Genomic DNA, 24807 nt, shown 5'->3' on the forward strand with positions numbered 1-24807 from the left:
CCCGCTTCTGCTTTCAAGCGGCTTGGTCATCCCCTCCTATATCGATGCGTCACCTTGAGCCGCCGCTGTTCACTGATATTTTACCAATAATGTGCAGAATAGTGTGCGATACGCCGGTTTGGAGACACCAGAATTGGAGGACATGCCCCTGTCGAGCGACAGCCGAAATTCCAGGCCCCGCGCATGGCAATGACCGCGCTGTCCGTGTCTGAGGACAGGCGGTATAGCCTGCGCCGGACGGCATTCCGGGAAGCGGGCCTGGGCGTGCTCGCCGGGCTGTTGCTCATCGCGCTGCTGGAATGGTCCTTTTCGGATGTGGCGCTGCAGAATGCAAAGGCGGATGTCAGGGACGAGGTTAATGAGCTGCGGGCCGACATCCAGCAGGTGCTGAGCCGCGACGTGCAGCTGATGCGCGGTGTCGTCGGCTATGTGCGCGCGGCCCCCGACCTGACGCAGGAGGATTTCGAGCTGCTGGCCAGGGACATGCTGGAAGGGGCTGCCGACCATGTGCGCAATATGGCGTTGGCCCGCGATCTGCGGATCAGCCACATGTACCCCATCGCCGGCAATGAAGCGGCCATCGGGCTGGATTACCGCAGCAACATGGCGCAATGGCCCGCCGTCGAGAGGGCGGTCCGGGAGCGGCGAACGGTTATTGCCGGCCCCATCAGCCTGGCACAGGGCGGTGTCGGGCTGGTCGCCCGCTTGCCCGTTTTCCTGCGGCACAATGGCGAGGAGCACGGCACGCTCTGGGGTGTCGCCTCGACGGTGATCGATTTCGTGGAGCTGATGGAGCGGGTCCGCTACGACGATTACGCAACCGATTACCGTCTGGCGCTGGTCGGTCGCGATGGCGATGCGCTGAATAACGAGATCATCTGGGGTGATACCGGTATCCGGCAATATGACCCGGTCGCGCTGGAGGTCGTCGTGCCGGAAGGCAGCTGGCGCATCCTCGCGGCTCCGCATGACGGGTGGCCGGCCCTCACCCCCTATTTCCCCTATTTCGTGGCGGCTGGTCTGCTGGCCATGCTGGCGGCGGCGTTTTCCGCGCTGGTGCGCTACCGGCTGGCGCTGGAACGCGGCCGCACCGAGCGCGAACTGCTGGAGGCGATGCGCCGAGCGGAGATGGCAAATGCGGCGAAGTCCGACTTCCTGGCCAATATGAGCCATGAGCTGCGCACACCGCTGAATGCCATCATCGGCTTCAGCTCGCTGCTGGAAACGGCACCGCCGGGCAGCAAGATATCGGGCAAGACGCCGGAATATGCCGGCGACATCCGCAAGAGCGGCGAATTCCTGCTGTCGCTCATCAACGATATACTTGATCTCACGCGCATTGAGCGGGGCCAGCCGGACCTGCATATCGAACGGTTCGACGCGATTCCCATCGCCCGTCGCTGCGTCCAGCAGTTCGCCGCCGAGTTCGACGCCGCCGGCATGATCCTCTCCGACGATACCGGCTTCGATCCGGTCTGGGTCCGCGCCGACCGCCGCGCGCTGCAGCAGATCATCAGCAACCTCCTGTCCAATGCGCTTAAATATGCTGGCCGGGGCGCACTGGTCTCCCTTTCCATCGCGCCGCCAAAGGGCGGGAAGGTCGGCATCATCGTCCGCGATACCGGCCCCGGTATTCCGACGGAGGCGGTGGAGCGCATCATGGAGCCCTTCGTGCAGCTTGCCCCGCCCACCGCGCGGGCCGCCGGCGGTGTCGGCCTCGGGCTGTCGATCTGCAAGTCGCTGTCGGCCGCGATGGATGGACGGTTCGTTATCGCCAGCGCACCCGGCGAGGGCATGACCGCGACGCTGACGCTGCCGGCGGGGTAACCGCCCGGCCTTGACTTTGCCGGGGGGAAGGGCGATCTAACATCCATGAACAAGATCGCCCGATACAGCCTGTCCGCGCCGCGCAGCAAGCGCCTGATCGCAGGATTCTAACCCCAGGTCCGGGCACCGCGCGCCCCCGGGTCTGGGGGCGTTTTCATATCTGAGACGGGCAATGCACCGCAGGTCACGTTCTGGCGTGTCCCGTATCCGGTAAACCGCGCGCCATTTCTAACCGCATCATTGTCACGGCCATTGGATTAGGCCGTTGTCTCCCCCGGGTGGAGACCAAGGAGGATTCATGTCGATTTCCGTAAAGAAGCGCCGCAAGCCGGCGATTACCATGGGCATTGAAGCTAACCGCCGCCTCAGCAACCTCGCCATGGCGATCGAGGAGCGCATGCCGGAGATCGCCGATGCCCTGCTGCAGGAGCTGGACCGTGCCCGGCTGGTGCCGGATGCGAAGCTGCCGGACAAGGTCGTGCGGCTGGGCAGCACGGTGGAGTTCGCCACCAATGGCGACCAGCCCCGGCGCATCACGCTGGTCATGCCCGCCGAGGCGGATATCGCGCAGGGGCGCATCTCCATCGCCACGCCCATCGGTGTTGCGCTGATCGGCCTGTCCGAAGGCCAGTCGATGACGGCGCATGCGCGCGACGGGCGGGAAAACCTGCTGACGGTGATGAAGGTGTCCGCGCCGCAACCGGCGGAGGCCGGCTGAAACCAGCGCCCAGCTTAAACTAGCGCAGGGCGGCGATGGCTGTTCCCAGCGGCGTGCCGGCATCCGCTGTCGGCAGGCAATATTGGCCTGCCTGCTTCAGCCGCTCGCACAGGCTTTGGGCTTCCGCCTGCGTGAGGGCGGAGGCCTGCAGCCGCAGCATCCGGCCGCGCCCGCCGCCCAGATCGACCTCCAGCACCATTGGCACCAGCGTCCCCAGCTCCGACGGATAGCGGCGCTGCAGGATGCGCCAGCCATCGCGCGCATTCTCGAGGCTGCGGTAGGAGGCAAGATGGATCGCCGCGGTCAGCGCTTCCGGGATGGCTGCCGGGGCCCTTTGAGGGACGGGCTGCGGTGGCGGCGCTGCTGGCCTTGGCGCCGGCTCGGCGGCCTTCATGGCGGGCGTGTTCTGCCCCGGCTGCGGCGACAGCGACAGGCGCAGGCTGCCCGGGTCAGATAACGGACCGGAGGGCGGTGCCGAGGGGGTTGCCGGGGACGGCGCAGACAGAGGGGCGACCGGCGGGCTGACCGGTCGGCCAATAGGCGTCGCCATGGTCAGGCTGGTCTGGTCAGAACCCGCCTTGGGCTCAAGGCGGGGATTGGACGTGACTGCCTTCGCCACCGGCGCATCCTGGGAGCGGGCGGCGACGGCACCCTCCATCTGGCTCAGCAGGGCACGGATATCGCCATCGATGCGCGTCAGCCGGCTGATTGCCGGCTCGGCCGCCTGGAACTGTTTCTGCAGGCCGGTGATCCGGCTGTCCAGCTCGTCGAGCCGGGCCAGGATCGCGTCCACCCCCGGCATGCCACCACTCGTCATTTGTGCGCTGTAGGCAGCGCCTGAGCCCGAAGACAAGCCGAGGGCCGGGATACCGGCATCGTTCGGCGCGGTCGCTGTTGACTGAATGGGCGGTGCATCTGCCGGCAGGCGCGGCGGGGCCAGGAAACCGGTACGCGCACTGCTGCCGCATCCGGCCAGGCTGACAGCCAAACCGGCTGCCATGCAGGCAGTCAGGATCGGTCGGTTGTTGTGTCGCGCAGCCATGGCCTCTGACGCATCAGCAAAACATACTGAATATAGTAGCCGTTCGAGGGTAGGCACACAACGAGTATCCCGTTTCAAAAAATAATGGTAAATTTTTATATAATATTGCCTGTTCCTGATTTTCTGGCATATTAAGGCTGTTGCGTAGGCAAATACCCCAGAAGGGGGGCGTCCTGGCCGTCTGTATGGCAGGCGTTGTGGAGGAGGTAGAAAACATGAAACGGCTTATCAAATTCGGCCTGGCCCTGGCGGCCCTGGCCTTCGTCGTCCCGGCCGCGCAGGCGCAGACGACCGAGACATTCACCGCGACTGCCACGGTGGCCAGCAGCCTGACCATCACCCAGAACACGGCGCTCAGCTTTGGCAATCTGGTTGTCATTCAGGACGGCACCAACGCCGCCGCGGCGACCCTCAGCGCAGCCGGCGTCTTCACGAGGGCGGCACAGGTGGGTACGGAAAACCTGATCCAGACCGGTACGCCGACCCCCGGCAACTTCACGGTCAACACCGGCGTTGCCAGCTTCGTGAACGTCCAGGTGACCTTCCCGAGTGCCGCGATCACCCTGACCAACGGCGCTGCCCCTCCGGGTAACGGCACCTTCTCCGTCGGTACCTTCACCGTTGCCGCGCCGACCGCCGGCACGCTGGGTGGCACCACGACGACGGTGGGTGCCTGTAACACGGCCATCGCCGCCGGCAACCCCTGCCAGTACACCACCAGCAACGGCGGTCTCGTGACCTTCCCGCTGGGTGCGACCATCACCGTCGGTTCGGCGACCGCCACCTTCATCGACGGCACCTACTCGGGCAATTTCGACCTGACCGCCGCCTTCTACTGATGCGGCCTTTTCGCTGAAATGGCTCCCAGAATGGCCGCCATCGCCTTATCCGGGGCGGTGGCGGCTTTCGCCTGTCCGGCCGGATTTTTACCAGCCGCCGCCCAGACCGTGGTGGAGCTGGACCCGCTGAGCTTCGGCACCTTCGTCGTGCCGTCGAACGCGGCGGTCAGTACGCTCACGGTGCCGCTGAACGGCTCGGTCTCCACTACCGGCAGCATCATCGCGCTGACGCAGGGCATAGCCGGCCGCTACCGGGTTGGTGGCCTGCCGGGCAACGCCATTGTCGATATCGACATCACGGCGGCCCCGCTGTTCGGCCCGGCCCTGCCACCCAGCCAGTATTTCCAGATCACCGCCTTCGACCATCCGCCGACCGTCACCACCAATGCCAGCGGGACAGCGACCTTCCGGCTGGGGGCGACGCTGTCCACCTCGGGCAGTGGCGTGCCTTACACGGACAGCACCTATACCGGCACCATCGACGTCACGGTAACGCTGCAATAGAGGCAGGCCAGCATATGCGCGGACTCTCCCTTCTGTTCTTTCTTCTTATCTCCCTGGCCCTGCTGCTGCCAGCACCGGCTGCCGCCGATCTGCTGATCACCCCGAAGCGCCTCGTGCTCGACAGCCAGAGCCGCGACGGCATCTTCCGGCTGGTGAACACCAGCGATCGCGCCCAGAGCTACGAACTGGTCTGGCAGCAATTGCGCATGAACGAGATGGGAACCCTGGACGATATGGGCGAGAACGCCGCCGGGGCTGCCAGCCGGCTGCTGCTGCTGGCGCCGACACGGGTAACGCTGCAGCCGGGCGAGCGGCAGACGGTACGGCTGACCCCGCGCCTGCCGGAAGGTCTGCCGGAGGGCGAGTACATGTCGCACCTGCTGTTCCGCCCGGTCACACCGCCGCCGCCGCCGAGCAGCGTCACCGGGCAGGGGGCGGAGATGCAGCTTGCCGTGCGCGTCGGCTTCTCGATCCCGGTCTTCCTGCGCCATGGCAACCTGTCCGCCCAGGCCGCCATCCGCCCCATCGGCATCGACGCTAATGGCGTGACTGTCGAAATGCGCCGCGAAGGCACGGCCAGCATCTTCGGCAATCTGTCGATGTTCTGGGGCCAGCCAGGCCGGGACGGGCTACAGGTCGGTCGGCTCGACAGCGTTGCCATCTACGCCAACCTCACCCAGCGCACGGTGACCGTGCCGTTCGACCCGGCCAGCGGCGTCACCGTTGGGGCCGGGCTGCTGATGGTCCGATATACCGACCCGGACAGCAATGCGGTGCTGGCCGAATCGACCGTCCGCCTGGAATGACGCCGGCATGCGGGGGGAGGGCCGATATCGGGTAACCGGCGGCGGGGTAATCCTCGCCGCGCTGCTGTCCGTTACCGGTTCCGCCGCCGCCAACACGACCGATCCGATGGAAAAGCTGCTCCGCGACTTCTATCAGCGCGTGGCACCGGTCTATGGTGCCCCTCAACCTGCTGGGCAACCCACCACCCAACCTGATGCGCCGCCGCACCTGCCGGATGCCGCCCCGGCCCTGCGGACGGTACCGGCTGATCCGGGCCGCCTGGCGCGTCCCGCCTCCACCGGCGCCAGCCGGGTGCCGGACGGCACGGTACTGCTGCTAACCGTGCGTATCGATCGGGACCGGCTGGTGGAGCCGCTGATGGTCGTGACCGAGGGCAACGGCTTCCGGGTCGATCTGGGCAGCTTCGTGCAGGCCTTCGAATTCCCGATCCTGGTCGATGCCGGGCAGGGCCGCGCCGAGGGCTGGTTCATCAGCCCGGACAATGATTTCCGACTCGACCTTGGGGCTGGAACCGTAACCAGCCGGGGGCAGACACGGGCGCTGCGCGCGGGGGAGGTGGTGCGCAGCGACGGCGCGTTGATGATCGGCGACTGGGTGCTGAAAGAATGGTTCGGGCTGGAGGCGACGCCCAATCTGGCCGATCTGGAATTGCGCATCGAGGCGGATGAACTGCTACCCTTCCAGCAGCGCCAGCGCCGCGAGCAGCGCTTCACCCAGCGCCAGAGCTATTCGACGCCGCGCGCCACCCTGCCGCCGGCACCGGAAGGGCGGCCGCTGGTCGGCCCGCCGGTTGTCGATCTGTTGGCCTCCAGCCGGCTGACCGGCGGCGACAATCAGGAAACCCGGGTTGGCGGTAACTACGCCGCTACCGTCGGCGCGGGGCTGCTGGGCGGAGCCTTCGCTGCCTATCTGTCGGGTGACGAGAATGAGCCGCTGTCCTCCGCCCGCGCCAACCTGTCCTATTACGATCCGGACGGGCTGGCTGGCCTCGGCCTCGTGACGCAGGCGCGGTTCGGCGATATCTCCGGCTTTGCCACCACGCTGCTGGCCCCCAGCGCCAGCGGTCAGGGCGTTTATCTCAGCAACCTGCCGGTCGGCGCGCAGCTGCGCAGCGACGCCACCACGATCAGCGGCGATGCGTTGCCCGGCTATGATGTGGAGCTGTACCGCGACGAGCAGCTGGTCGGCTTCCAGCGGGTCGGCGAGAACGGCCAATATATCTTCGAGAATGTGGAACTGTTCGCCGGCGAGAATCGCTTCCGCATCGTGCGCTACGGCCCGCAGGGGCAGATCGAGGAGGAAACCCGCACGGTCACTGCCGGCGGCGAGATTGGCGGCGTGCCGCTGACCTACCAGTTCGCCGCCTCGATGATCGATGACGGGCCGGACGAGGGCGCGCTGCAATCCAGCCTGGCGACCCGCCTGGCCGTCGGCGGCGGAGTGGCCGTGCTGGCCAGCGCCGGCACCACCGAATATCGCGGCGAACGCGTCAGTGACGCCCTTCTGGGCGGGCAATATCGCGTCGGCACCTTCCTGATGGAGGGGCTGGCGGGGCGCGATACGCTGGGCCGGACACTCGGCCGTGCCGCCGTGCAGACGCGCATCGGTACGGATTCGCTTCGCTTCAGCCATGAGGTGCGGCCTGAATCGCTGCGCCCGGAACTGGGCAACCGCCGACGCACGGAGATCGCGCTGAGCGGCTATGTGCAGGGGCCGGTGCTGGGCCTGCCCTATCTGCGCTATACGGTGGGGGCGGAGGATGTCAGCGATTCGGTCGTGGAAGAGGCGCGCTCCCTGACCGGCAAGCTGGGCACCCAAATCGGCCGCTTCACCCTGAACAACGACCTGCTGTGGACACAAAGCAAGGAACGTCCGACGGAGTTTCGCGCCGGTCGCGAGGGCACGGACCTGAATGTGGTGCATCAGGCCAGCTTCCCGCTTGGCCAGCTGCGCAACCGGTTCCGCCTCGGCTACCGCGCCGCGCCGGATTTCGAGATGACCGAGTTCCAGGCCAATTCGCTGTGGCTGATCGAGCGGGACTTCACCGCCGAGATGGATGTCCGCCACCGTTTCGAGACTGACCTGACCCGCGTGCAGGCGCGGCTGAACTACGATATGGGCAGCGTCGTGCTCAGCCCGCGCCTAAGTTACGACAATAACGGCGTCTATGGCGCCTTCCTGGACCTGCGCCTGTCCACCGGCATCGAGCCGATGACCGGCAATGTCAGGATGCAGAGCCGCCCCGCCGCCAATGACGGCTCCATCGCCGTGCAGGTGTTCCTGGACGAGAACGAGAATGGCGTGTTCGACCCCGGCGAGGAACAGCTGGAAGGGGTGGAGGTGCAGGCGCTGCAGGCGCGCCGTTCGGCACTGACCGATTCGACCGGCATCGCCATCCTGCGCAATGTCCAGCCCTTCGAGACCAGCGATGTGCGCATCATCCCCTCGACCCTGCCGGAAACCCACCTGCAGCCGGGTGTGGAGGGCTATTCCGCACGGCTGCTGCCCGGCGGCACGCAGAACATGATCCTGCCGGTGGTGCGCAGCTGGACAGTGGAGGGCCGGGCGCTCAGCACCACCGCACAGGGCGAGGCGGTGCCGCTGCCGGGCATTGACGTTGTCGTCATGGACCGCGACAGCGGGGAGGTGGTTGCCAGCACCACGACGCTGGGCGATGGCAGCTACAGCATTACCGGGCTGCGTCAGGGCAGCTACCGCATATCCCTGTCGGCGGAGTCGCTGGGCAGCCGGCTGGCTCCCGCCTATGCCCGGCCGCTGCTGACCGATGTGCGGGAGACCACCTATCACGCGGTCGATCTGCTGGCCGTCGAGCCGGGAGCCCCGGCCCATTATCCGCCGCTGCGCCGCGCCAGCGGGCCGGGGCCGCTGATGCTGCCGCTGGGCGCCAGTGCGTCCGACATCAGGACGCCAGAACCGGAGGCATCCCGCCAGGTGATCGCGGTGCGTGTCGGCCAATACCGATCCCGCTTGGCGCTGGTCATGGGCTGGTCGGAGCTGGTGGAGCGCACCGGCCCGCTGCTGGCCGGGCTGGTGCCGGTGCTGTCGCCCAGCGAGGAAGCCCGGCTGCTGGCCGACCGCACCTCGCTGTTCCCGCTGCGGCTGGGGCCGCTGGTTAACCGTGACGCGGCGGAGCTGCTGTGCGATCTGCTGCGCCAGATCGGTCGGTCCTGCGTGCCGGCGCTGGTGGACTGGCAGGAAGACCGCATCGCCGAGCATCCGCCCGCCGCGCTGAAAGCCGCCAGCGCCACGCGGTGAGGGAGGGGGATTGGCGGCGGCGTGCGGCGGGTCTATAACCGGCGACCTGTCTTTTCCGCTTTCAACTTCCCGCCTGAAAAGGACCGCCGCCATGGCCGCCAAGAGCTACCCGGTCGAGCTGACCGCGCCCGACATCGAGCCCTATCGCAAGGGCAATACCGGCATCGAGTTCGTCACCAGCTTCGACAGCGGCGTGCCCGGCCCGCATGTGGCGATCAACGCCATCACCCACGGCAACGAGATCTGCGGCGCCATCGCGCTGGATACGCTGCTGAAGCAGGGCGTGCGCCCGGTGAAGGGCAAGCTCAGCTTCGCCTTCGTGAACCACATGGCCTACAGCCGGTTCGATCCGGCCAACCCGGATGCCTCGCGCTTCGTCGATGAGGATTTCAACCGGGTCTGGGTCGAGGACCGGCTGGACGGCAAGGAGGACACAGTGGAACTGCGCCGCGCGCGGGAACTGCGGCCGTTCTTCGACAGCGTTGACCTGCTGCTCGATATCCATTCGCTGGGCACCTATTCCAAGCCGCTGATGATCTGCCACGGGCTGGAGAAGGAGCGCAACTTTGCCGCCGAGGTGAATTTCCCCGCCTACATCATGTGCGGTTCCGGCCATATCGTCGGCAAGCGCATCATCGAATACACGCCGTTCAACGATCCGAAGAACGGCAAGGTGGCGCTGCTGGTGGAATCCGGCCAGCACTGGGCGGCCTCCTCGGGCCGCGTGGCGATGGACACGGCGATGCATTTCCTGCGCGTGGCCGGCGTGGTCGATCCCGCCGTCATCGAGCGCAACCTGTCGCCGGAGGGCAAGAACCCGCCGAAGGCACAGATCTGGGAAGTGACCGGCGGCCTGACCGCCAAGACCGAGGATTTCCGCTTCGCCGAGGAATATATCGGCATGGAGGTCATCGAAAAGGCCGGCACCCCCATCGCCTATGATGGCGGCGAGACGCTGGTGACGCCGCATGATGACTGCCTGCTGATGATGCCGAGCTACAAGCAGGGTGTCGGCATGCGCAAGCTGCGGCTGTGCCGCCGCATCGGCTGAGGCTTCGCTTCAGTCGCGAAAGATATCGATCAGAAATACCGTGGAGGCCGCGCTGCAGTGCAGGGCGGCCTTTTCGGTGTCTTCGATCAGCGCGCAGTCCAGCGGGCCAAGGCTGGCGCCGCCGATCCCGATCCCGCCGGTATGGCACAGAACGAGCAGGGTTCCGGTCACGCTGACCTGCAACTCGCCTTGAAACCGTACCCGCCGCATCATATGCGTGCAGCTGGTACGCCGCGTCATGATGTTCAGATTGCTGACCGGCCCATCCAGCAACCTGCCCTCGGCGGGGCGGTCGGCGGCGAAGCGATGCGGTGCCGAGTCTTGGTCGAGCGTCACCGGCCTCTCGCCTTCTACCGCAAGCGTCAGGCCAGAGCCCTCGATTACTGACAGGGTGCGCAAGATGCCCGGAAAGGCGGAGAAGGGGGCATCCGCCTCCATGCGGGCGATGGACAGCCGCCAGTCGAAATCCTCCAGCCCGGCACCGGCCGGTGCGGCGGCGATTTCGGTGGTCGTGCCCTGGCCATTCTTCCACGGCATCGGGCTTCTGTCGGCATATCGGAAAATCTGCATGGCGGCTTTTCCCACGTCATGGGCGGGAAGGGAAGGGGGGAGGCGGATCGAACAGACCCGCCCCCCATCTGTCTTAGCGGCGGTGGAAGATCATCCCGCCATGATGCAGCGTGTTCTCGTCCACGAAGGTGCCGTCGGCGGTGAAGCCGGTATCGTCCCAATAGTCGATATGGGTGCCGGTCACCTCGTAGCGGCCCTGATAGGCCTTCTCGCGGCTGCCGCGCGCCTCGACATAGCGGTTGTTCGGCAGCAGTTCGTGGCGGATATGGCCGTCCGGCGTGACCCACATCCCGACATAGGGATGGTCCTGGGCGACCTGCGCGGCGGCGGGCTGATTGGTGGTCGTCTGGGTATTCATCTGGGCATGACCTTTCTGGATGGGAAGCAGGGCCGCACCGGCGAGGAGCACGGCGGCAAGCAGGGATGCGGTGGGCAGATACAGGGGAGGCGTCTTCATCGGGCTTCTCCTCAGCGTCGTTCGGCGAACAGCTCGGACAGCGCCTGCGAGGCGGCGATGGCGCGCGGGAAGCCGCTGGTCACGGTGACGAGGTAGATCGCCTCCTTCAGCTCCTCCTCGGTGACGCCGATATTCAGCGCATAGCCGGCATGGACCCGCATGATGCCGGTCTCGCCCAGCGCGGCGAAGGCGGTGACGGCGGCGAGCTGGCGGGTGCGGTTGTCCAGCCCGTCGCGCGCCCAGACATCGCCCAGCGCATAGCCTTCCGTCGCCTCGGCCAGGAACGGGAATTCCTCGCGCATGCGCTCCAGGTTGGGCTGGGTCTGGCCGTTGTTCAGGCTGAGGATCACTTCGGCACCGCGCTGCTGGCGTTCCTCTGTGGTCCGCGATGGCGTTTGCGACAGGGCGGTTGCGGGGAGCGCCACGGTAAGCAGCAGGGCGGCGGCGATTTTGCGATGGGTCTTCATGATGGTCTCCTTCACTGGGTAGCGGTGGGACGGATGACGATCTCGTTCACATCGACATCGTCGGGCTCCGCGATGGCGTAACGCACGGCGCGGGCAATGGCGTCGGGCTGCAGCGCGATGGCGCGGTAGAGCTTCATCGCTTCTGCTGCGGTCGGGTCGGTGATGCTGTCGGCAAGCTCGCTCTCCACGACGCCGGGATGGATGCAGGTGACGCGGATATCGTTATGTTCCTGCCGCAGCCCGTCGGAGATCGCGCGGACCGCATATTTGCTGGCGCAATAGACGGCCGCCGTCGGCACCACGGACAGCGCACCGACGGAGGCGATGTTGACGATGTGGCCGGAGCCGCGCGCGGTCATTTCCGGCAGCACGGCGGCGATGCCATGCAGCGCGCCCTTGATGTTCACATCGACCATGCGGTCCCATTCTTCGACCTTCATCGCGGCCATCGGGGACAGCGGCATCACGCCGGCATTGTTGATGATGACATCGACCCGGCCCCAGGTCTGGCGCGCGGTCTCGGCAAAGGCGGCGACATCGGCGCGGTCGGTGACATCGACGCGGGCGATGGCGGCATCGCCGCCCTCGAAGTTGATTTCCTTGGCCAGCGATGCCAGCCGGTCGGTGCGGCGCGCGCCCAGCATCAGCTTCGCGCCGGCCCGGCCCAGTTCGCGGGCGATGCCGGCACCGATGCCGCTGGAGGCGCCGGTGATGAGGATGACCTTGTCGAGGGACATATGCTTTCTCCACTGGTGTCGAAGTCCCGCATCGCGGGGTTGCCAGGAAGGTAAGCGCGGTTCATTGTCGCGATAAGACGCTCATTCTTTTCCATTAAGGAAAGAAAAACTAACCAATGGGGCCGGACTTCAATGCGCTTGCCATTTTCGCCCTGGTCGCCGAGGAGCGCAGCTTCCGCGCGGCCGCTGACCGGCTGGGCGTCACCCGCTCGGCGGTCAGCCAGACCATCCGGCGGCTGGAGGAGGGGCTGGGGATCGCACTGGTGCAGCGCACGACGCGCAGCGTCAGCCTGACCGAGGCCGGGGAGCGGCTCTATGCCGAGGTGGCCCCGGCGCTGGCCGAGATGCGGGCCGCCATCGAGACCACCGGCCATCTGCGCGGCCGCCCACGGGGGCAGTTGCGGCTGGCGGTCTCCTCCATCGCCGAGCGCTTCCTGTCCGGGCCGTTCCTGGCCTCCTTCGCCGAGGCAAATCCGGAAATCCAGCTCGACGTCACCGTGACCGACGAGGAATGCGACATCGTCGCGGAAGGCTACGATGCCGGTGTGCGGCTGGGCGAGGTGATCCAGCAGGACATGATCGCCGTGCCGGTGGCCGGGGAGGAACGGCAGATCATCGTCTGCGCGCCATCCTATATCCAGCGGTTCGGGGCCCCGGCCCACCCGAAGGACCTGTCCGCCCATCGCTGCGTCGGCTGGCGGCCGGCGCCCCGGGTGGCGCCCTATCGCTGGGAATTCACCGAGCAGGACCGCGAATTCAGCGTCGATGTGCGGCCGGAGATCACCACCAACGACATGGCGCTGATGATCAAGCTGGCGGTTGCCGGCGCCGGCATCACCTGCGGGCTGGAGGAAAGCTTCCGGCCCTGGATGGCGCGCGGCGCGCTGGTGTCAGTTCTGAGCGAGTTCTGCCCGCCCTTTGCCGGCTTCTATCTCTACTATCCCAGTCGCCGCAACCTGGCGCCGAAGCTGCGCGCGCTGGTCGATCATCTGCAGCGCTACCGGTGGGCCGATCAGTCGTAGGCCCGGCAGTGTGCGCTGCCGTTACGTTGCGCGGATGACGGCCTCGACCGGGCGGCGCGGGGCATAGGGCAGGGCCGGGCCATAGCCAAAGCGCAGGACGATATTCGGGCGCCGGCCCGGCAAGCCGACAAGGGCCGCAAGCTCTGGCCGCAGCGATGCGACCTCGACAGGCTGGTTCACAAAGGCGCATTTCAGCCCCAGCGCCGTGGCCTGCAGGGCGAAGCGCTGGCAGGCGCGCCCGGCCCGCATCCAGTGTTCGCGGTCGTCCTGCTGACCGACGAACACGGCGACTCCGACCGAGGAGCGCAATTGTTCCGCATATTTGTTGTTCTCCCCCTTGGCGGTGAAGACCAAGTCGAAGGCGCGTGGCCCCAGCCAGTCGGGCAGTGCCGGATTGCCGCTGGCCGCGCTGTACAGCCCGTCACCGGTGCGGAGCGCCTGGCCAGGGTTGAAGCGCAGCCAGGCCTTCAGTTCGCGGATAAATTCCGGATCGGCCATCTGCGCGCAGTTACCGGCGATGACAAGATCGCGGACACGGTCGAGCTGTGGCCGCTCTGTGATCAGCACCATGTCGATTCCGGGAATCGCGGCGGCATCGGCCAGGCTTTGCAGATCGGCCGCGCTGACCGGGCGGCCATCATAGACGGCGCGGGTGGATTGGCGATGCGGTATGGCCGCGAACAGGGGCGATTCCTGCGGTTCTGTCGGCTGGTGCGCAAAGACGATCCGCCCGTCGCCATGATCGTCGAACACCAGTTCCCCGCCTTGTCCACGCGCGGCTGCGGCCAAGGCGAGATTTTCGGCAGCGCATCCAAGGCTGGCATAGAGGTGATGATCGTCGGGATCGACCACCGGCGTCCGCCGGCTGAAATCGGGCTGAATAGTGATTTCGCCCAGTGCCACCGAGAACAGCCAGGGCTGGGTGTTGTGGCCGTTCGCCGCCAGCGTGGCATGGCGGATGAGGTCGTGGTCCCGCGGCTGGAGCGGCAAATCCGCGCGCAGTGCCTGCATCGCCTCCCGATAGGAGGCAGCGGCCTGCCTCTGGCGCATGGCCATCCATCCAGCCGCGCCGCCAAGCGCCAGCAGGCCGCCGGCACCGATGAGCATATGCCGCCTGTTCATGATCCTCTCCCGGTGTCCGTTTCCGGCGACCCTGCTGGATTTGGCCCTTCGATTCGGGGGGGGGCAATAGCCCTCGGCCTTGTCCCTGCGGCTATCCGGCCGCCCGGCGCTTGCGCAGGATGATGAACACGCCGCTGGAAATGATGATGGCCGCGCCGAGGAAGGTCATCGAATCCGGGATTTCGTGCCAGATCAGCCAGCCTAGGCCGGTCGCCCAGATCAGCGCCGTATAGTCGAACGGCGCCACCAGCGTGGCGGGGGCAAGCCGGAAGGCCTGGGTTATCATCGTCATGCCGGCGGTGCCGAACAGCGCGATGGCGACGAACAGCCAGATATCCTCGGGCCGGATCGCGGTCCAGAAGAACGGCACGATGACGCCACTGAGCAGGGCAGCGGTGCCGGTCAGGTAGAGCAGCAGGGTCCACACGCTCTCGCGGGAATCGACCCAGCGCGCGCTCAGCATCAGCAGCGCATAGACCAGCGCCGTGGCGACCGGCAGCAGCGATACCGGCTGGAAGGCGGCGGCCCCCGGCCGCAGGGCGACCAGCACGCCGATGAACCCCACGGTCACCGCCAGCCAGCGCCGCCAGCCGACCTGTTCGATCCGGAACAGGGCCGACAGGGCGGTGATGAACAGCGGCGCGACGAAGGCCAGTGCCGTCGCCTCGGCCAGCGGCAGGTGCATCAGGCTGGTGAAGAACAGCAGCGTCGCGCCGATCCACAGCACCCCGCGCAGCAGATGCGCCGCCGGCCGGTGGGAGCGCAAGGCACTGGTGCCGCCCATCCGCCATGCCACCAGCAGCGCGAAGGGCAGGGCGATCAGGTTGCGCAGGAACAGGATCTGCAGCGGCGCATAGGTGTCGGTCAGGCTCTTGGCAATCGCGTCATTCACGCACAGGCTGGCAACGCCGACACACATCAGGGCGATGCCGGCCAGTGGGCCCCGTCCTCGCGTGGCATCCGAAACAGGCTGCACTACCTCGTTTCCTTGAGGGCGGGTCAGGAGGCGTGGCGCTTGTCGAAATCCCAGACCTGCTGGAAGCCCATCATCTTGCTGAAGTCCATGAAATCATCCAGCGGCACGGTGACGCCGACACTCGCCCCCTCATTCTTCAGCGTGCCATAGACCGAGGCCAGCGCCGCACCCATCGCCAGGAAGCCGGTCGCCGGGAAGATCGCCATCGCATAGCCCAGTTCCACCAGCCGGTCGCGACTGACCACCGGCGTGCGCCCGCCCTCGACGATGTTGGCGAGGCAGGGTGTGTCGAAGCTGGCGCAGATCTTCGCCATCTCCTCCTCGGTCTCGGGGCTTTCGATGAATAGGATGTCGGCGCCGGCCCTGGCATAGGCCTCGCCGCGCCGCAGCGCCTCGTCGAGACCCAGCGTGGTGCGCGCATCGGTGCGCGCGATGATGAGGAAATCGGCGGAGTCGCGGCTTTCCACCGCAACCCTGATCTTGGCCACCATATCCTCCATCGGGATCACCCGGCGGCCTGGCGTGTGGCCGCACTTCTTCGGGAATTCCTGATCCTCCAGCTGGATCGCCGCCGCTCCGGCCTGCTCATAGCCGCGCACCGTGCGCTGCACATTCAGCAGCCCGCCATAGCCGGTATCGCCGTCGGCGATCAGCGGCGTTGTCGTGACTGAGGCCAGCGTCTGCACACGGCTGACCATCTCCGTATAGCTGGCAAGGCCGGCATCGGGCAGCCCCAGATGCGAGGCGACGGTGCCATAGCCGGTCATGTACAGGGCCGGAAACCCCATGCGGTCGGCCACGCGCGCGGAAATGCCGTCGAACACGCCGGGGGCGGTGATGAATTCCTTGTCGGCAAAGCGCTGGCGCAGGGTTTTTGAGGCGGTCATGACGGACGATCCCTTTCGGAATTTGGGAAAGAGTTTCGGTGGGTGAAAAAGGCGACTTGGCAAAATAAGCTGCACCTGATTAGCATCGACAAAACAAAAATCGCAATCGGGAGGAAACAAGATGAGCAAATTCAGCATCAAGGCGTGCCTTGTCGGCGCCGCCGCACTTCTGGGAACCGCCCTCGCAAGTCCGCTGGCCAGCCCGGCCAGGGCCGACCAGATTTCCGTCACCCACTGGGGCGTGCTGATGTATGGCGCGCCCTATGCGGTGGCGCTGGAAAAGGGCTTCTTCAAGGATGCCGGCATCGAGATCACCGGCATCCTGACCTCCAAGGGCGGCGGCACCACGGTGCGCAACGTGCTGGCCGGCGGCCTGCCCTATGGCGAGGTCAGCCTGGCGGCGGCGGTCGCGGCGGCGAAGGAAGGCCTCGACATCAAGATCGTGAATACCGGCGCCGCCTCAGTCTATGACATCCTCTGGGTGGCGCCGAAGGGCAGCGACATCAAGTCGGTGAAGGATCTGGCCGGCAAGAAGGCCGCCTTCACCAGCCCGAAATCGGTGACCGAGATGGTGCTGCTGATGTCGCTGGCCGCTGGCGGCGTGGATGTGAAGCAGGTGGAGCGCATCTCCACCGGCGGCATCGGCGCCGGCCTGACCGCGCTGGGCCAGGGCGGCGTGGCGGCGGCCCCGATCCTCGACCCGATCTGGTCGCGTACCCAGGACAAGTACCAGCCGGTCTTCTACGCCAAGGATCTGCTGCCGCTGATGACCCAGACGGTCGGCATCACCACCGGCGATTTCGCCAAGTCCAGCCCGGACAAGCTGAAGGCCATCATCGAGGGCCGGCGCAAGGGGGTGGACTTCATCTATGCCAATCCTGAGGAGGCCGGGAAGATCTTCGCTGCCGCCTACAAGATGGACGAGGCGCTGGGCATCCGCGCGATCCAGAACATGATCGATGTGAAATACTGGGGCCGCGGCGATCTCGACCTGAAGGCGATGGACAATATGGTCGAGGGCTTGCGGATCATCGGCGAGGTGGACGGTCCGATGGACTGGTCGAAGCTGGTGGACAAATCCTTCCTGCCCGACGATCTGAAGTCGTGACCATGGCGGCATCGCCGAAGACGATGCCCGCCGACAGCCCGGAGACGCGCGCAATTCACGCCAGCGTGGCGGGGGTGACGCGCGTCTTTCCGGCGGTCGGAGGACAGCCGCCGGTGCATGCGCTGGGGCCACTGGATCTGGACCTGATGCAGGGCGAGTTCTTCTCCGTCGTCGGCCCGTCCGGCTGCGGCAAGTCCACCCTGCTGGAGGTGCTGGCCGGCCTTTCCGCGCCGACCGAGGGCAGCGTGACCTTCGAGGGCAAGCCGGTTGCCGGGCAGGTGCCGGACGGCGTCGGCGTGGTGTTCCAGGAAGATGCCAGCTTCCCCTGGCTGACAGTGTGGGACAATGTCGCCTTCGGCCTGCGCCGCGCCGGCTTCGAGGTGGCGGAGATCGCGCGCCGTGTCGATTATGCGGTGGGTTTCATGGGGCTGGCGGATTTCGCCCAGGCCTATCCGGCACAGCTGTCAGGCGGTATGCGCCAGCGTGTCTGCATCGCCCGCACGCTGGTGCTGCAGCCGCGGCTGATTCTGCTGGATGAGCCATTCGGCGCGCTGGACCAGCAGACCCGCCTGCTGATGGGCGACGAGCTGCTGCGGCTGTGGCGGGAGACCGGCGCGACCGTGCTGCTGATCACCCATGCGCTGGACGAGGCGGCGATGCTGTCCGACCGGGTGGGTGCGATGTCGGCCCGGCCAGGCCGCTTCATCGAGCAGGTACAGACCGGCTGGCCACGCGAGCGTGACAGCCGCATCGTCTCGGAAGACAGTTTCGGCCGGCTGACCGGCCATCTCTGGTCGCTGCTGCGCGAGGAATCCATGAAGGCTTCCGGGCACCATGCGGGGCACCGGAAATGAGCAAGGTTGGCTGGATCAGGCTGGCCATCGTTGTGGGCGCGGTCGGTCTGCTGGAAATTCTGTGCCAGACCGGCGTGATCCGTCCGCTGACCATGATCCCGCCCAGCCGCATGGCGGTGGAGCTGTGGAAGCTGGCGGAAAGCGGGAAGTTGGCGCCGCCAGTGACCAAGACGCTGGGCAATGTGGCCGCCGCCTTCGTGCTGTCGGTCACGCTGGGCTTCGTCGCCGGGCTGCTGATCCACGCGCTGCCGCGCTTCCGCCGGGCGCTCGATCCGCTGCTGGCCAGCTATTACGCCGTGCCCTTCTTCGTGTTCTACCCGGTGCTGATCGTGATCTTCGGGATGAGCGACCTGCCGATCATCATCATCGGTTTCCTGTTCGGCGTGGTGGCGATGATCATCAACACGCTGAACGGTCTGGACCGCGTGCCGCCAGTGCTGCTGAAGGTCGGCCGGATGAGCCGGATGGGGCCGTTGCAGACGGCGCTGCTGATCAAGCTGCCCTCGGCAGCACCCTATCTGTTCACCGGGGTGAAGCTGGCCGTGGCCTATTCCTTCATCGGCGTCATCGCCTCCGAATTCATCCTGTCCGGAGCCGGCATCGGCTACGACATCGCCTATGCCTATAACAATTTCGACAACCGGACCATGTACGCGCTGATGCTGTTCATCCTGACCACGGTGACGGCGGTGAACATGGCGCTCTATATCTGGGAGCAGCGCATGCTGAAGCGCCGCCAGGGTGGAAGATGAGGGGTGGCCGATGAGCGCTACGGCCCTCGACAAGCCGGCGAATCCGGCGCTGCGGCGCTGGCTGGATTTCTGCCTGCTGATCGCCGGGCTGGTGGTGGTCTGGTACCTGCTGCATCTGTGGGCCGGCGATGTGGCGCTGACCTCGCCCTATGAGACGGTGACGAAGCTGATCCATCTGTTGGGGCAGGACTGGTTCTGGCCGCATGTCGGGGAAACCCTGGTGGCGCTGGGCTATTCGCTGATCATCGCCGCGCTGGGCGGGCTGGGGCTGGGTACGCTGCTGGGCATCCACCGGCTGTCCGGCCAGATCGCCGAGCCGATCCTGGTCGCCCTCTATGCCCTGCCGAAGATCACGCTGTACCCGTTGATCCTGCTGATCTTCGGCCTGGGGCTGCCGGCCAAGGTGGCGTTCGGCGCCATCCACGGCATCATCCCGGTCACCATCTTCGCGCTGAACGCGGTGCGCAACATCAAGCCGGTATATCTGAAGACCGCGCGCGTCATGCGCCTGACGCCGCTGCAGGCGATGCGCATCGTCTGGGTGCCCGCCGCCCTGCCGGAGATTGTCTCGGGCCAGCGCATCGGCTTCGCGCTCACCCTGCTGGGCGTGCTGCTGGGCGAGATGTTCGCCTCGCAGCGCGGGCTCGGCTTCCTGATCATGAACGCGATCGGCCTGAACGATGTGCCGACCATCATGGCGCTGGCGCTGCTGCTGGCGATCTTCGCGGTGACCGTCAGCTCGATTCTGCTCGCCATCGACCGGCGGCTGCACAGCCGCAGCTGACCGGTCTGCCTGACTTTTTATCGAAACGCTGTCCCCCGGATAATCCGGTGGCGGCGCTATGTCACCGAAGTGCAGAATATTCTAATTTCTTGCGCAAGCCATAAATATGTATGCATTACTGGTAATAGGGTGTGTTTTTGAGACTTCTTAAAAAGTAAATCAAAATTGAATCTGGGGTTCTCATAGCTAGTCTTTGTTTTGACATGATCGGCATTCTATTTTTCAGTGGACAGGCTGTTGAAATCAGAGTTTCACTATAAAAAATCTCCGACTCTTTGATCGGCGATGGCGGCTCTTTCGGGCCTGCCAGCAACAAGGTGGGAAATCACGGCGGCAAACAGTGGCCTGCTGTCCTGTAGGGGGCACGGCCGGTCTTATTGTTTTCGAAGGAACCGCACGTGACGACCACCACCGCCGTTACCGCATCCGGCACCTCCTATATCGATTCCCTGCTGCATGGCCAGAAATGGGACGGCACGACACTCACCTATGCCTTTCCCGACGCTGCGGCCAATGTCGGCTATTCGATTGACGGCGCCTATTTCACGGCGCTGAGCGGCGCGGAGCAGACCGCCTTCGAGGCCGTGCTCCAGGCCTGGGCCAGGGTTTCCGGCCTCACCTTCACGGAGGTGGCTGCCGCCGACGCGGCCACTGCCGATATCTCGGTCTATTGGTATCGCTCGCCGGATAATCTGACGGCCCGTGTCGTCACATTTCCGGACGGGACGGTCGAGGGCGGTGATATCCAGCTGGGCAGCGGCATCAATGGCGGGGATCTGTCGAGCCCTGGTAGCTATTCCCATTTCATCGCGATGCATGAGCTGGGCCATGCGCTGGGGCTGAAGCATCCGCACGAGGTTGAGGGGAGCTTCCCCGCCGACACCGGGATGTCCGTCGAACTGTCGGTGATGAGCTATGTCAGCTTCACCGGCGGGTCGGTGAGTAGCTATTCGATTGCCGACGGCAGCTACCCGACCGCGCCGATGCTGAACGACATTGCGGCGATCCAGTATCTCTACGGCGTCAACACCAACGCGCTGACCGCCAATCTGGGCGATACCACCTACACCTACGACCCGGGGGCAGCGATCATCTTCCAGGCGCGCTGGGATGGCGGCGGCTACGATACCTTCAATTTCGCCAGCTATGGGACCGACCTCTCGGTCGATCTGCGGCCCGGCCAGTGGATCGATCTGGGTGGCCAGTACGCGGTGCTGGATACGGGCGACATCAATGTCACGCCGCTGGGCAACATCGCCATCCCCTATCTGCATGAAGGCAACACTGCCTATCTGATCGAGGCCGCCTATGGCGGCAGCGGCAACGACCTGATTGTCGGCAACGAGGCCAACAACCTGCTGCGCGGCAATGGGGGCAATGACACGCTGCGCGGCGGGGCCGGCACCGATACGCTGGTCGGCAGCGCGGGCCAGGACACCTTCGATTTCACCGATGGCGCGGCGAGCAGCAATACGGTCAGCGATTTCACGGCCGACGATACCATCGTGCTGCGTGATGCCGTTGTCGGCGGGATCGTGCGTGGCAATGATGGTGCCACATTGGCGCAGGGCGAGGTCTCCTTCGCTTGGAACGGCGTCTATAACGTGCTGTATGTCGGGCTGGACGCGACGGCGGGCTCCGACCTGCAGATCGTGCTGGCGAACAGCACCGTGTTCGACAATCTGAGCCTGTCCGGCAACACGATTTCCTTCATCGCCGATACCGTGGCCCCGGAATTTCTGAGCGGCACCGGTCCGGCGGACAATGCTGTCGGCGTCGCGCGCGACGCGACCCCGACCCTGATCTTCAACGAAGAGGTGTCGGCGGGTACCGGCGAATTCATCATCTACAACGTCACCAACCCGTCGGTGGTCAAGACGATTGCCGCGAACTCCGCCGCCGTTACTGGCTGGGGCACCTATCGCCTTACCATAGACATCGATCCGGACGGGCTGACGCCGCTGCCCTATGGCGCGGAGATCGCGATCATGTGGGACGAATCGGCGGTGCGCGACCTGGCCGGCAATCCGCTGGCGGAGAATACCAGCGAAACGCTGTACAGCTTCATCGCCAATGTCGGGCCGACTGCCACGGCATCGGCGGCGAATGTCGCCCATACGGCGGCGGGTCAGACCAGCTACAGCTTCACCGTAACCTACAGCGATGCCGACGGCACCATCGATGACACCTCCATCGACACGAACGATGTCACCGTCACGGCGCCCGACACCAGCACCCTGACGGTGACCGGGGCGGTCTGGAACGGCGACACCAACACCGCGACCTATACGGTGGAAGTGCCCGGCGGCAATGGCTGGGAGGCGGCGCTGGAAGGCACCTACACCATCGGCCTGGTGGAAGGGGAAGTTACCGACAATCACGGCGATGGCGTTGCCGGCAACGCAAATGCCGACAGCTTCACCGTGGATCTGACGGTACCGCCGACGCCGGACCCGGGCCCTGGCCCGTCGCTGCCGCCCCCGACCGACACCAGTGTGGGCGGGGTGGACATCGCCACGCGCTACAGCACGGATGCCAGCGACCGGCAGATCGAGACCGTCACCATTACCCCAAATGGCACCCAACAGACGACGCAGGGCGTGCCGCTGGCCGGACCGGCGAGCAATCCGGTGCTGTCCGGCACGCTGCCCTCGACGGTATCGGTCACTGTTACCAGGCCGAGTGCGCCTATCAGCAGCACGGCACTGGTCAACAGTCTGCTGGCGGAGGTACCGTTCGGCATCGTGCTGCCGGATGACCCTTCACTGCCGGTGCTCGCGGCGCTCAGACCCAATGTGCCGATCACCGCCCGTACCATCACCATGACGCCATATGGCACAGACGACCTTCTGGAAGCCATGATCATTGAAGGGTCGCCGGACAGCGGCCAGGCCAGCGGCATCGTGCTGGATGCCCGCAACCTGCCGTCGGGAGCGCCGATCCAGCTGAACAATGTCGATGTCGCCATCATTTCCGGCGATGTCGTGGTCAGCGGCGGGGCGGGCCCCAGCATCGTGCTGGGCGATGCCGGCAGCCAGAACATCGTGCTGGGCGAGGGCACTGATTACCTGCATGGCGGTGCGGGCAACGACACCATCGGCTCGGCCACCGGCAGCGACACGCTGCTGGGCGGGGAGGGCGATGATTCCGTGTTCGGCGGCATGAATGGCGACAGCATTGAGGGCGGCGAGGGCAACGACATCCTGCGCGGCGGCAAGGGCCATGACAGCCTGGACGGCGGGGCCGGCGACGATATCCTCTATTCCGGCTTCGGCGATGATACGCTGACCGGCGGCGAGGGGGCAGACCTGTTCGTGCTGCGCGGCTTCGATGCGAATTTCGCCGGGGCGGTGCTGAAGGCGACGGTCACCGACTTCGCGCAGGGCACTGATCGCTTCGCCGTGGAGAATGTGTCGGTGGCCGCGCTGGAAGCGGCCCTTGCGCTGCAAAGTGTGACCGAAGCGGGCGTGGTGATCGAGGTGGCGGGGGCAACCCTCACCTTCATCGGCATTTCCCAGCTTACCGCTGCCGATATCGACCAGAGCTTCTACGCCTGAGCCTGTTGGTCTGAATGCGCGGTTTGTCATGGCGACAAACCAGCGATTTCCGTCCGGCCGGATTGCTGGCATCCTTGCGCCCCATTGAAAGACCGTAGGGCCAAGGAGCCTTGCCATGTACACACCCCCTGCCTTCCGCGACGAGGACAAGGACAGCCTCCTTGCGACCATCCGCGCCGCCCGGCTGGCCAATTTCGTGACCGCCACGGCGGACGGGCCGATGGTCACGCCGCTGCCGCTGTTCTTCGACGGGAGCGAGGGGGAGCAGGGGGTGATCTACGGCCATCTGGCGAAGGCCAATCCGCAATGGCGCATCCCGCCGGTGGGCGAGGCGGTGGCGGTCTTCATGGGGCCGGACGCCTATATCACGCCGGCCTGGTATGCCACCAAGCGGGAAACCGGGAAGGTAGTGCCGACCTGGAACTATGTCGCCGTCCACGTGCATGGTCCGGTCGAGTTCTTCGAGGATGCGGACCGGCTGCTGGACCTCGTCACCCGGCTGACCGACCTGCATGAGGGCGAGCGCGCCGGTCCCTGGGCAGTGTCCGATGCGCCGCCGGAATTCGTGCAGGCGCAGCTGCGCGGGATCGTCGGCCTGCGCATGCCGGTAACCCGGATCGAGGGCAAGCGCAAGATGAGCCAGAACCGCAACGCGGCCGACCGCGCCGGCGTGGCCGCCGGGCTGGCGTCAAGCGACCGGGAGTCCGACCGCGCCATCGCGCCGCTCATCCCGTCCTGAGCCGCGCAGCCGATATCGTCTGATGTTCAGGGAAGGTTGGCTGGGGGACCTGGATTTCCAGCCATTTTCCTGTAAGACCTTGACCGATAATAAGAAATTTACAGGCTCTGAAAAGCCTGTGCAACAGCTATGTGGTCACGGCGGTGACGTTCGCGCATTCTTCGCCGGGCGTCCTCGCCCGCACATCAAACCACGCCATTTCCGGTGAGAAGTGCCCTGACTCAACCAGGGTCCCGGAAACGCACGCCCTCTCCATGGTCGTCCCCGGCCGGCAGGAACTGGATACCGGCCTTTTCAAGGGCATTCACGACGTCATCAAGTGTACGGGCATAAGGGGTGCGCGCACCCCTCTCAAAATCCGCGAGTGTTTGTTTTGCCACTCCTGCCATGGCGGCCAGCTCGAGCTGGTTAATCCCAAGCAGGGCGCGCGCGGCCCTGCACTGATATCCGGATATTTTCATAATGTTGTATTTTTATATTGACATGATCGCATTGCCAATGGGAGACACAAAATGACCCAGCTCCAGTTTTTCCTCCGTGCGGGCGGCCAACCCGCTTCTGATCGTCGATGAAGTCGAGAAGGCAGCAGCAGCCGACGAAACGGCGGCGTGGTGGATACCCTGCTGTCGCTTCTCGAGCCGGAGACGAGCCGTAACTGGTTCGATGAGTGTTTGTGTGTTGCCCGTGACGTCAGCCAGGTGAACTGGATTC

General features: G+C 65.7%; 23 protein-coding genes. 14 read left to right on the forward strand and 9 right to left on the reverse strand.

Going from position 1 to position 24807, the window contains the following annotated elements:
* Positions 1 to 183: 183 nt before the first annotated feature.
* Both P24_RS19190 and rnk read left to right on the forward strand, forming a co-directional pair.
* The gene (locus P24_RS19190) at positions 184 to 1827 is read left to right on the forward strand and encodes a sensor histidine kinase (protein WP_051013107.1); all 1644 of its coding nucleotides are present in this window, start codon (positions 184 to 186) and stop codon (positions 1825 to 1827) included.
* Positions 1828 to 2125: 298 nt separating this feature from the next.
* Complete coding sequence (gene rnk, locus P24_RS07850; protein WP_008944169.1) at positions 2126 to 2545, forward strand: nucleoside diphosphate kinase regulator; 420 nt, start codon at positions 2126 to 2128, stop codon at positions 2543 to 2545.
* 19 nt (positions 2546 to 2564) lie between these two features.
* Here the strand turns inward: rnk and P24_RS19195 are convergent, their stop codons facing one another.
* Positions 2565 to 3347, reverse strand: coding sequence for a hypothetical protein (locus P24_RS19195; protein ID WP_008944170.1), 783 nt, complete (start codon positions 3345 to 3347; stop codon positions 2565 to 2567).
* 455 nt (positions 3348 to 3802) lie between these two features.
* Here P24_RS19195 and P24_RS07860 point away from each other — a divergent pair, with 455 nt between their 5' ends.
* From P24_RS07860 to P24_RS07880, 5 genes are all read left to right on the forward strand, one after another.
* Positions 3803 to 4426: a hypothetical protein gene (locus tag P24_RS07860; protein ID WP_008944171.1), complete on the forward strand. Its 624-nt coding sequence runs from the start codon at positions 3803 to 3805 to the stop codon at positions 4424 to 4426.
* A 30-nt stretch (positions 4427 to 4456) separates the two neighbouring features.
* Positions 4457 to 4930, forward strand: a complete 474-nt coding sequence (locus P24_RS07865) for a DUF4402 domain-containing protein (protein WP_008944172.1) — start codon at positions 4457 to 4459, stop codon at positions 4928 to 4930.
* Between the two features lie 14 nt (positions 4931 to 4944).
* Positions 4945 to 5736 carry a fimbrial biogenesis chaperone gene (locus tag P24_RS07870; protein ID WP_008944173.1) on the forward strand — a complete coding sequence of 264 codons (792 nt, stop codon included), beginning with the start codon at positions 4945 to 4947 and terminating at the stop codon, positions 5734 to 5736.
* A gap of 7 nt (positions 5737 to 5743) precedes the next feature.
* Entirely contained in the window at positions 5744 to 9013 is a 3270-nt protein-coding gene (locus tag P24_RS07875) for an MSCRAMM family protein (protein ID WP_008944174.1), read from the forward strand.
* 91 nt (positions 9014 to 9104) lie between these two features.
* The gene (locus P24_RS07880; protein ID WP_008944175.1) at positions 9105 to 10064 is read left to right on the forward strand and encodes a M14 family metallopeptidase; all 960 of its coding nucleotides are present in this window, start codon (positions 9105 to 9107) and stop codon (positions 10062 to 10064) included.
* Positions 10065 to 10073: 9 nt separating this feature from the next.
* Here the strand turns inward: P24_RS07880 and P24_RS07885 are convergent, their stop codons facing one another.
* The 4 genes from P24_RS07885 to P24_RS07900 form a co-directional block, all read right to left on the reverse strand.
* On the reverse strand, positions 10074 to 10634 hold the full coding sequence (locus P24_RS07885; RefSeq protein ID WP_008944176.1) for a HutD/Ves family protein: 561 nt from the start codon (positions 10632 to 10634) through the stop codon (positions 10074 to 10076).
* 73 nt (positions 10635 to 10707) lie between these two features.
* A complete protein-coding gene (locus P24_RS07890) occupies positions 10708 to 11091 on the reverse strand; it encodes an Atu4866 domain-containing protein (RefSeq protein ID WP_008944177.1) in 384 nt (127 codons plus the stop codon).
* 11 nt (positions 11092 to 11102) lie between these two features.
* On the reverse strand, positions 11103 to 11558 hold the full coding sequence (locus P24_RS07895) for a carboxymuconolactone decarboxylase family protein (protein ID WP_008944178.1): 456 nt from the start codon (positions 11556 to 11558) through the stop codon (positions 11103 to 11105).
* Positions 11559 to 11569: 11 nt separating this feature from the next.
* A complete protein-coding gene (locus tag P24_RS07900) occupies positions 11570 to 12295 on the reverse strand; it encodes an SDR family oxidoreductase (RefSeq protein WP_008944179.1) in 726 nt (241 codons plus the stop codon).
* 116 nt (positions 12296 to 12411) lie between these two features.
* Here P24_RS07900 and P24_RS07905 point away from each other — a divergent pair, with 116 nt between their 5' ends.
* Complete coding sequence (locus tag P24_RS07905; protein WP_008944180.1) at positions 12412 to 13317, forward strand: LysR family transcriptional regulator; 906 nt, start codon at positions 12412 to 12414, stop codon at positions 13315 to 13317.
* Between the two features lie 21 nt (positions 13318 to 13338).
* Here the strand turns inward: P24_RS07905 and P24_RS07910 are convergent, their stop codons facing one another.
* From P24_RS07910 to P24_RS07920, 3 genes are all read right to left on the reverse strand, one after another.
* Positions 13339 to 14439 carry an Acg family FMN-binding oxidoreductase gene (locus P24_RS07910; RefSeq protein ID WP_008944181.1) on the reverse strand — a complete coding sequence of 367 codons (1101 nt, stop codon included), beginning with the start codon at positions 14437 to 14439 and terminating at the stop codon, positions 13339 to 13341.
* Between the two features lie 91 nt (positions 14440 to 14530).
* Positions 14531 to 15415, reverse strand: a complete 885-nt coding sequence (locus P24_RS07915) for a DMT family transporter (protein ID WP_008944182.1) — start codon at positions 15413 to 15415, stop codon at positions 14531 to 14533.
* Positions 15416 to 15438: 23 nt separating this feature from the next.
* Complete coding sequence (locus P24_RS07920) at positions 15439 to 16302, reverse strand: isocitrate lyase/PEP mutase family protein (protein WP_008944183.1); 864 nt, start codon at positions 16300 to 16302, stop codon at positions 15439 to 15441.
* A gap of 121 nt (positions 16303 to 16423) precedes the next feature.
* Between P24_RS07920 and P24_RS07925 the strand changes: the two genes are divergently transcribed.
* The 6 genes from P24_RS07925 to P24_RS07950 all read left to right on the forward strand — a co-directional run bounded on the left by P24_RS07925 (position 16424) and on the right by P24_RS07950 (position 24096).
* Positions 16424 to 17410 carry an ABC transporter substrate-binding protein gene (locus P24_RS07925; RefSeq protein ID WP_008944184.1) on the forward strand — a complete coding sequence of 329 codons (987 nt, stop codon included), beginning with the start codon at positions 16424 to 16426 and terminating at the stop codon, positions 17408 to 17410.
* A gap of 2 nt (positions 17411 to 17412) precedes the next feature.
* Positions 17413 to 18264, forward strand: coding sequence for an ABC transporter ATP-binding protein (locus P24_RS07930; protein ID WP_040706980.1), 852 nt, complete (start codon positions 17413 to 17415; stop codon positions 18262 to 18264).
* Positions 18261 to 19016 (forward strand): ABC transporter permease, encoded by a 756-nt coding sequence (locus P24_RS07935; protein ID WP_008944186.1) that lies wholly within the window; start codon positions 18261 to 18263, stop codon positions 19014 to 19016. Before P24_RS07930 ends, P24_RS07935 begins: the two co-directional genes overlap by 4 nt.
* 10 nt (positions 19017 to 19026) lie before the next feature.
* Entirely contained in the window at positions 19027 to 19800 is a 774-nt protein-coding gene (locus P24_RS07940; protein WP_008944187.1) for an ABC transporter permease, read from the forward strand.
* Between the two features lie 398 nt (positions 19801 to 20198).
* Positions 20199 to 23357: a M10 family metallopeptidase C-terminal domain-containing protein gene (locus P24_RS07945; RefSeq protein WP_008944188.1), complete on the forward strand. Its 3159-nt coding sequence runs from the start codon at positions 20199 to 20201 to the stop codon at positions 23355 to 23357.
* Positions 23358 to 23472: 115 nt separating this feature from the next.
* Positions 23473 to 24096: an FMN-binding negative transcriptional regulator gene (locus P24_RS07950; RefSeq protein WP_008944189.1), complete on the forward strand. Its 624-nt coding sequence runs from the start codon at positions 23473 to 23475 to the stop codon at positions 24094 to 24096.
* Positions 24097 to 24317: 221 nt separating this feature from the next.
* Here P24_RS07950 and P24_RS07955 read toward each other — a convergent pair whose 3' ends face one another.
* A complete protein-coding gene (locus P24_RS07955; protein ID WP_008944190.1) occupies positions 24318 to 24557 on the reverse strand; it encodes a helix-turn-helix domain-containing protein in 240 nt (79 codons plus the stop codon).
* Positions 24558 to 24807: the final 250 nt, after the last annotated feature.

The sequence above is a fragment of the Oceanibaculum indicum P24 genome (assembly GCF_000299935.1).
Classification (GTDB): domain Bacteria; phylum Pseudomonadota; class Alphaproteobacteria; order Oceanibaculales; family Oceanibaculaceae; genus Oceanibaculum; species Oceanibaculum indicum.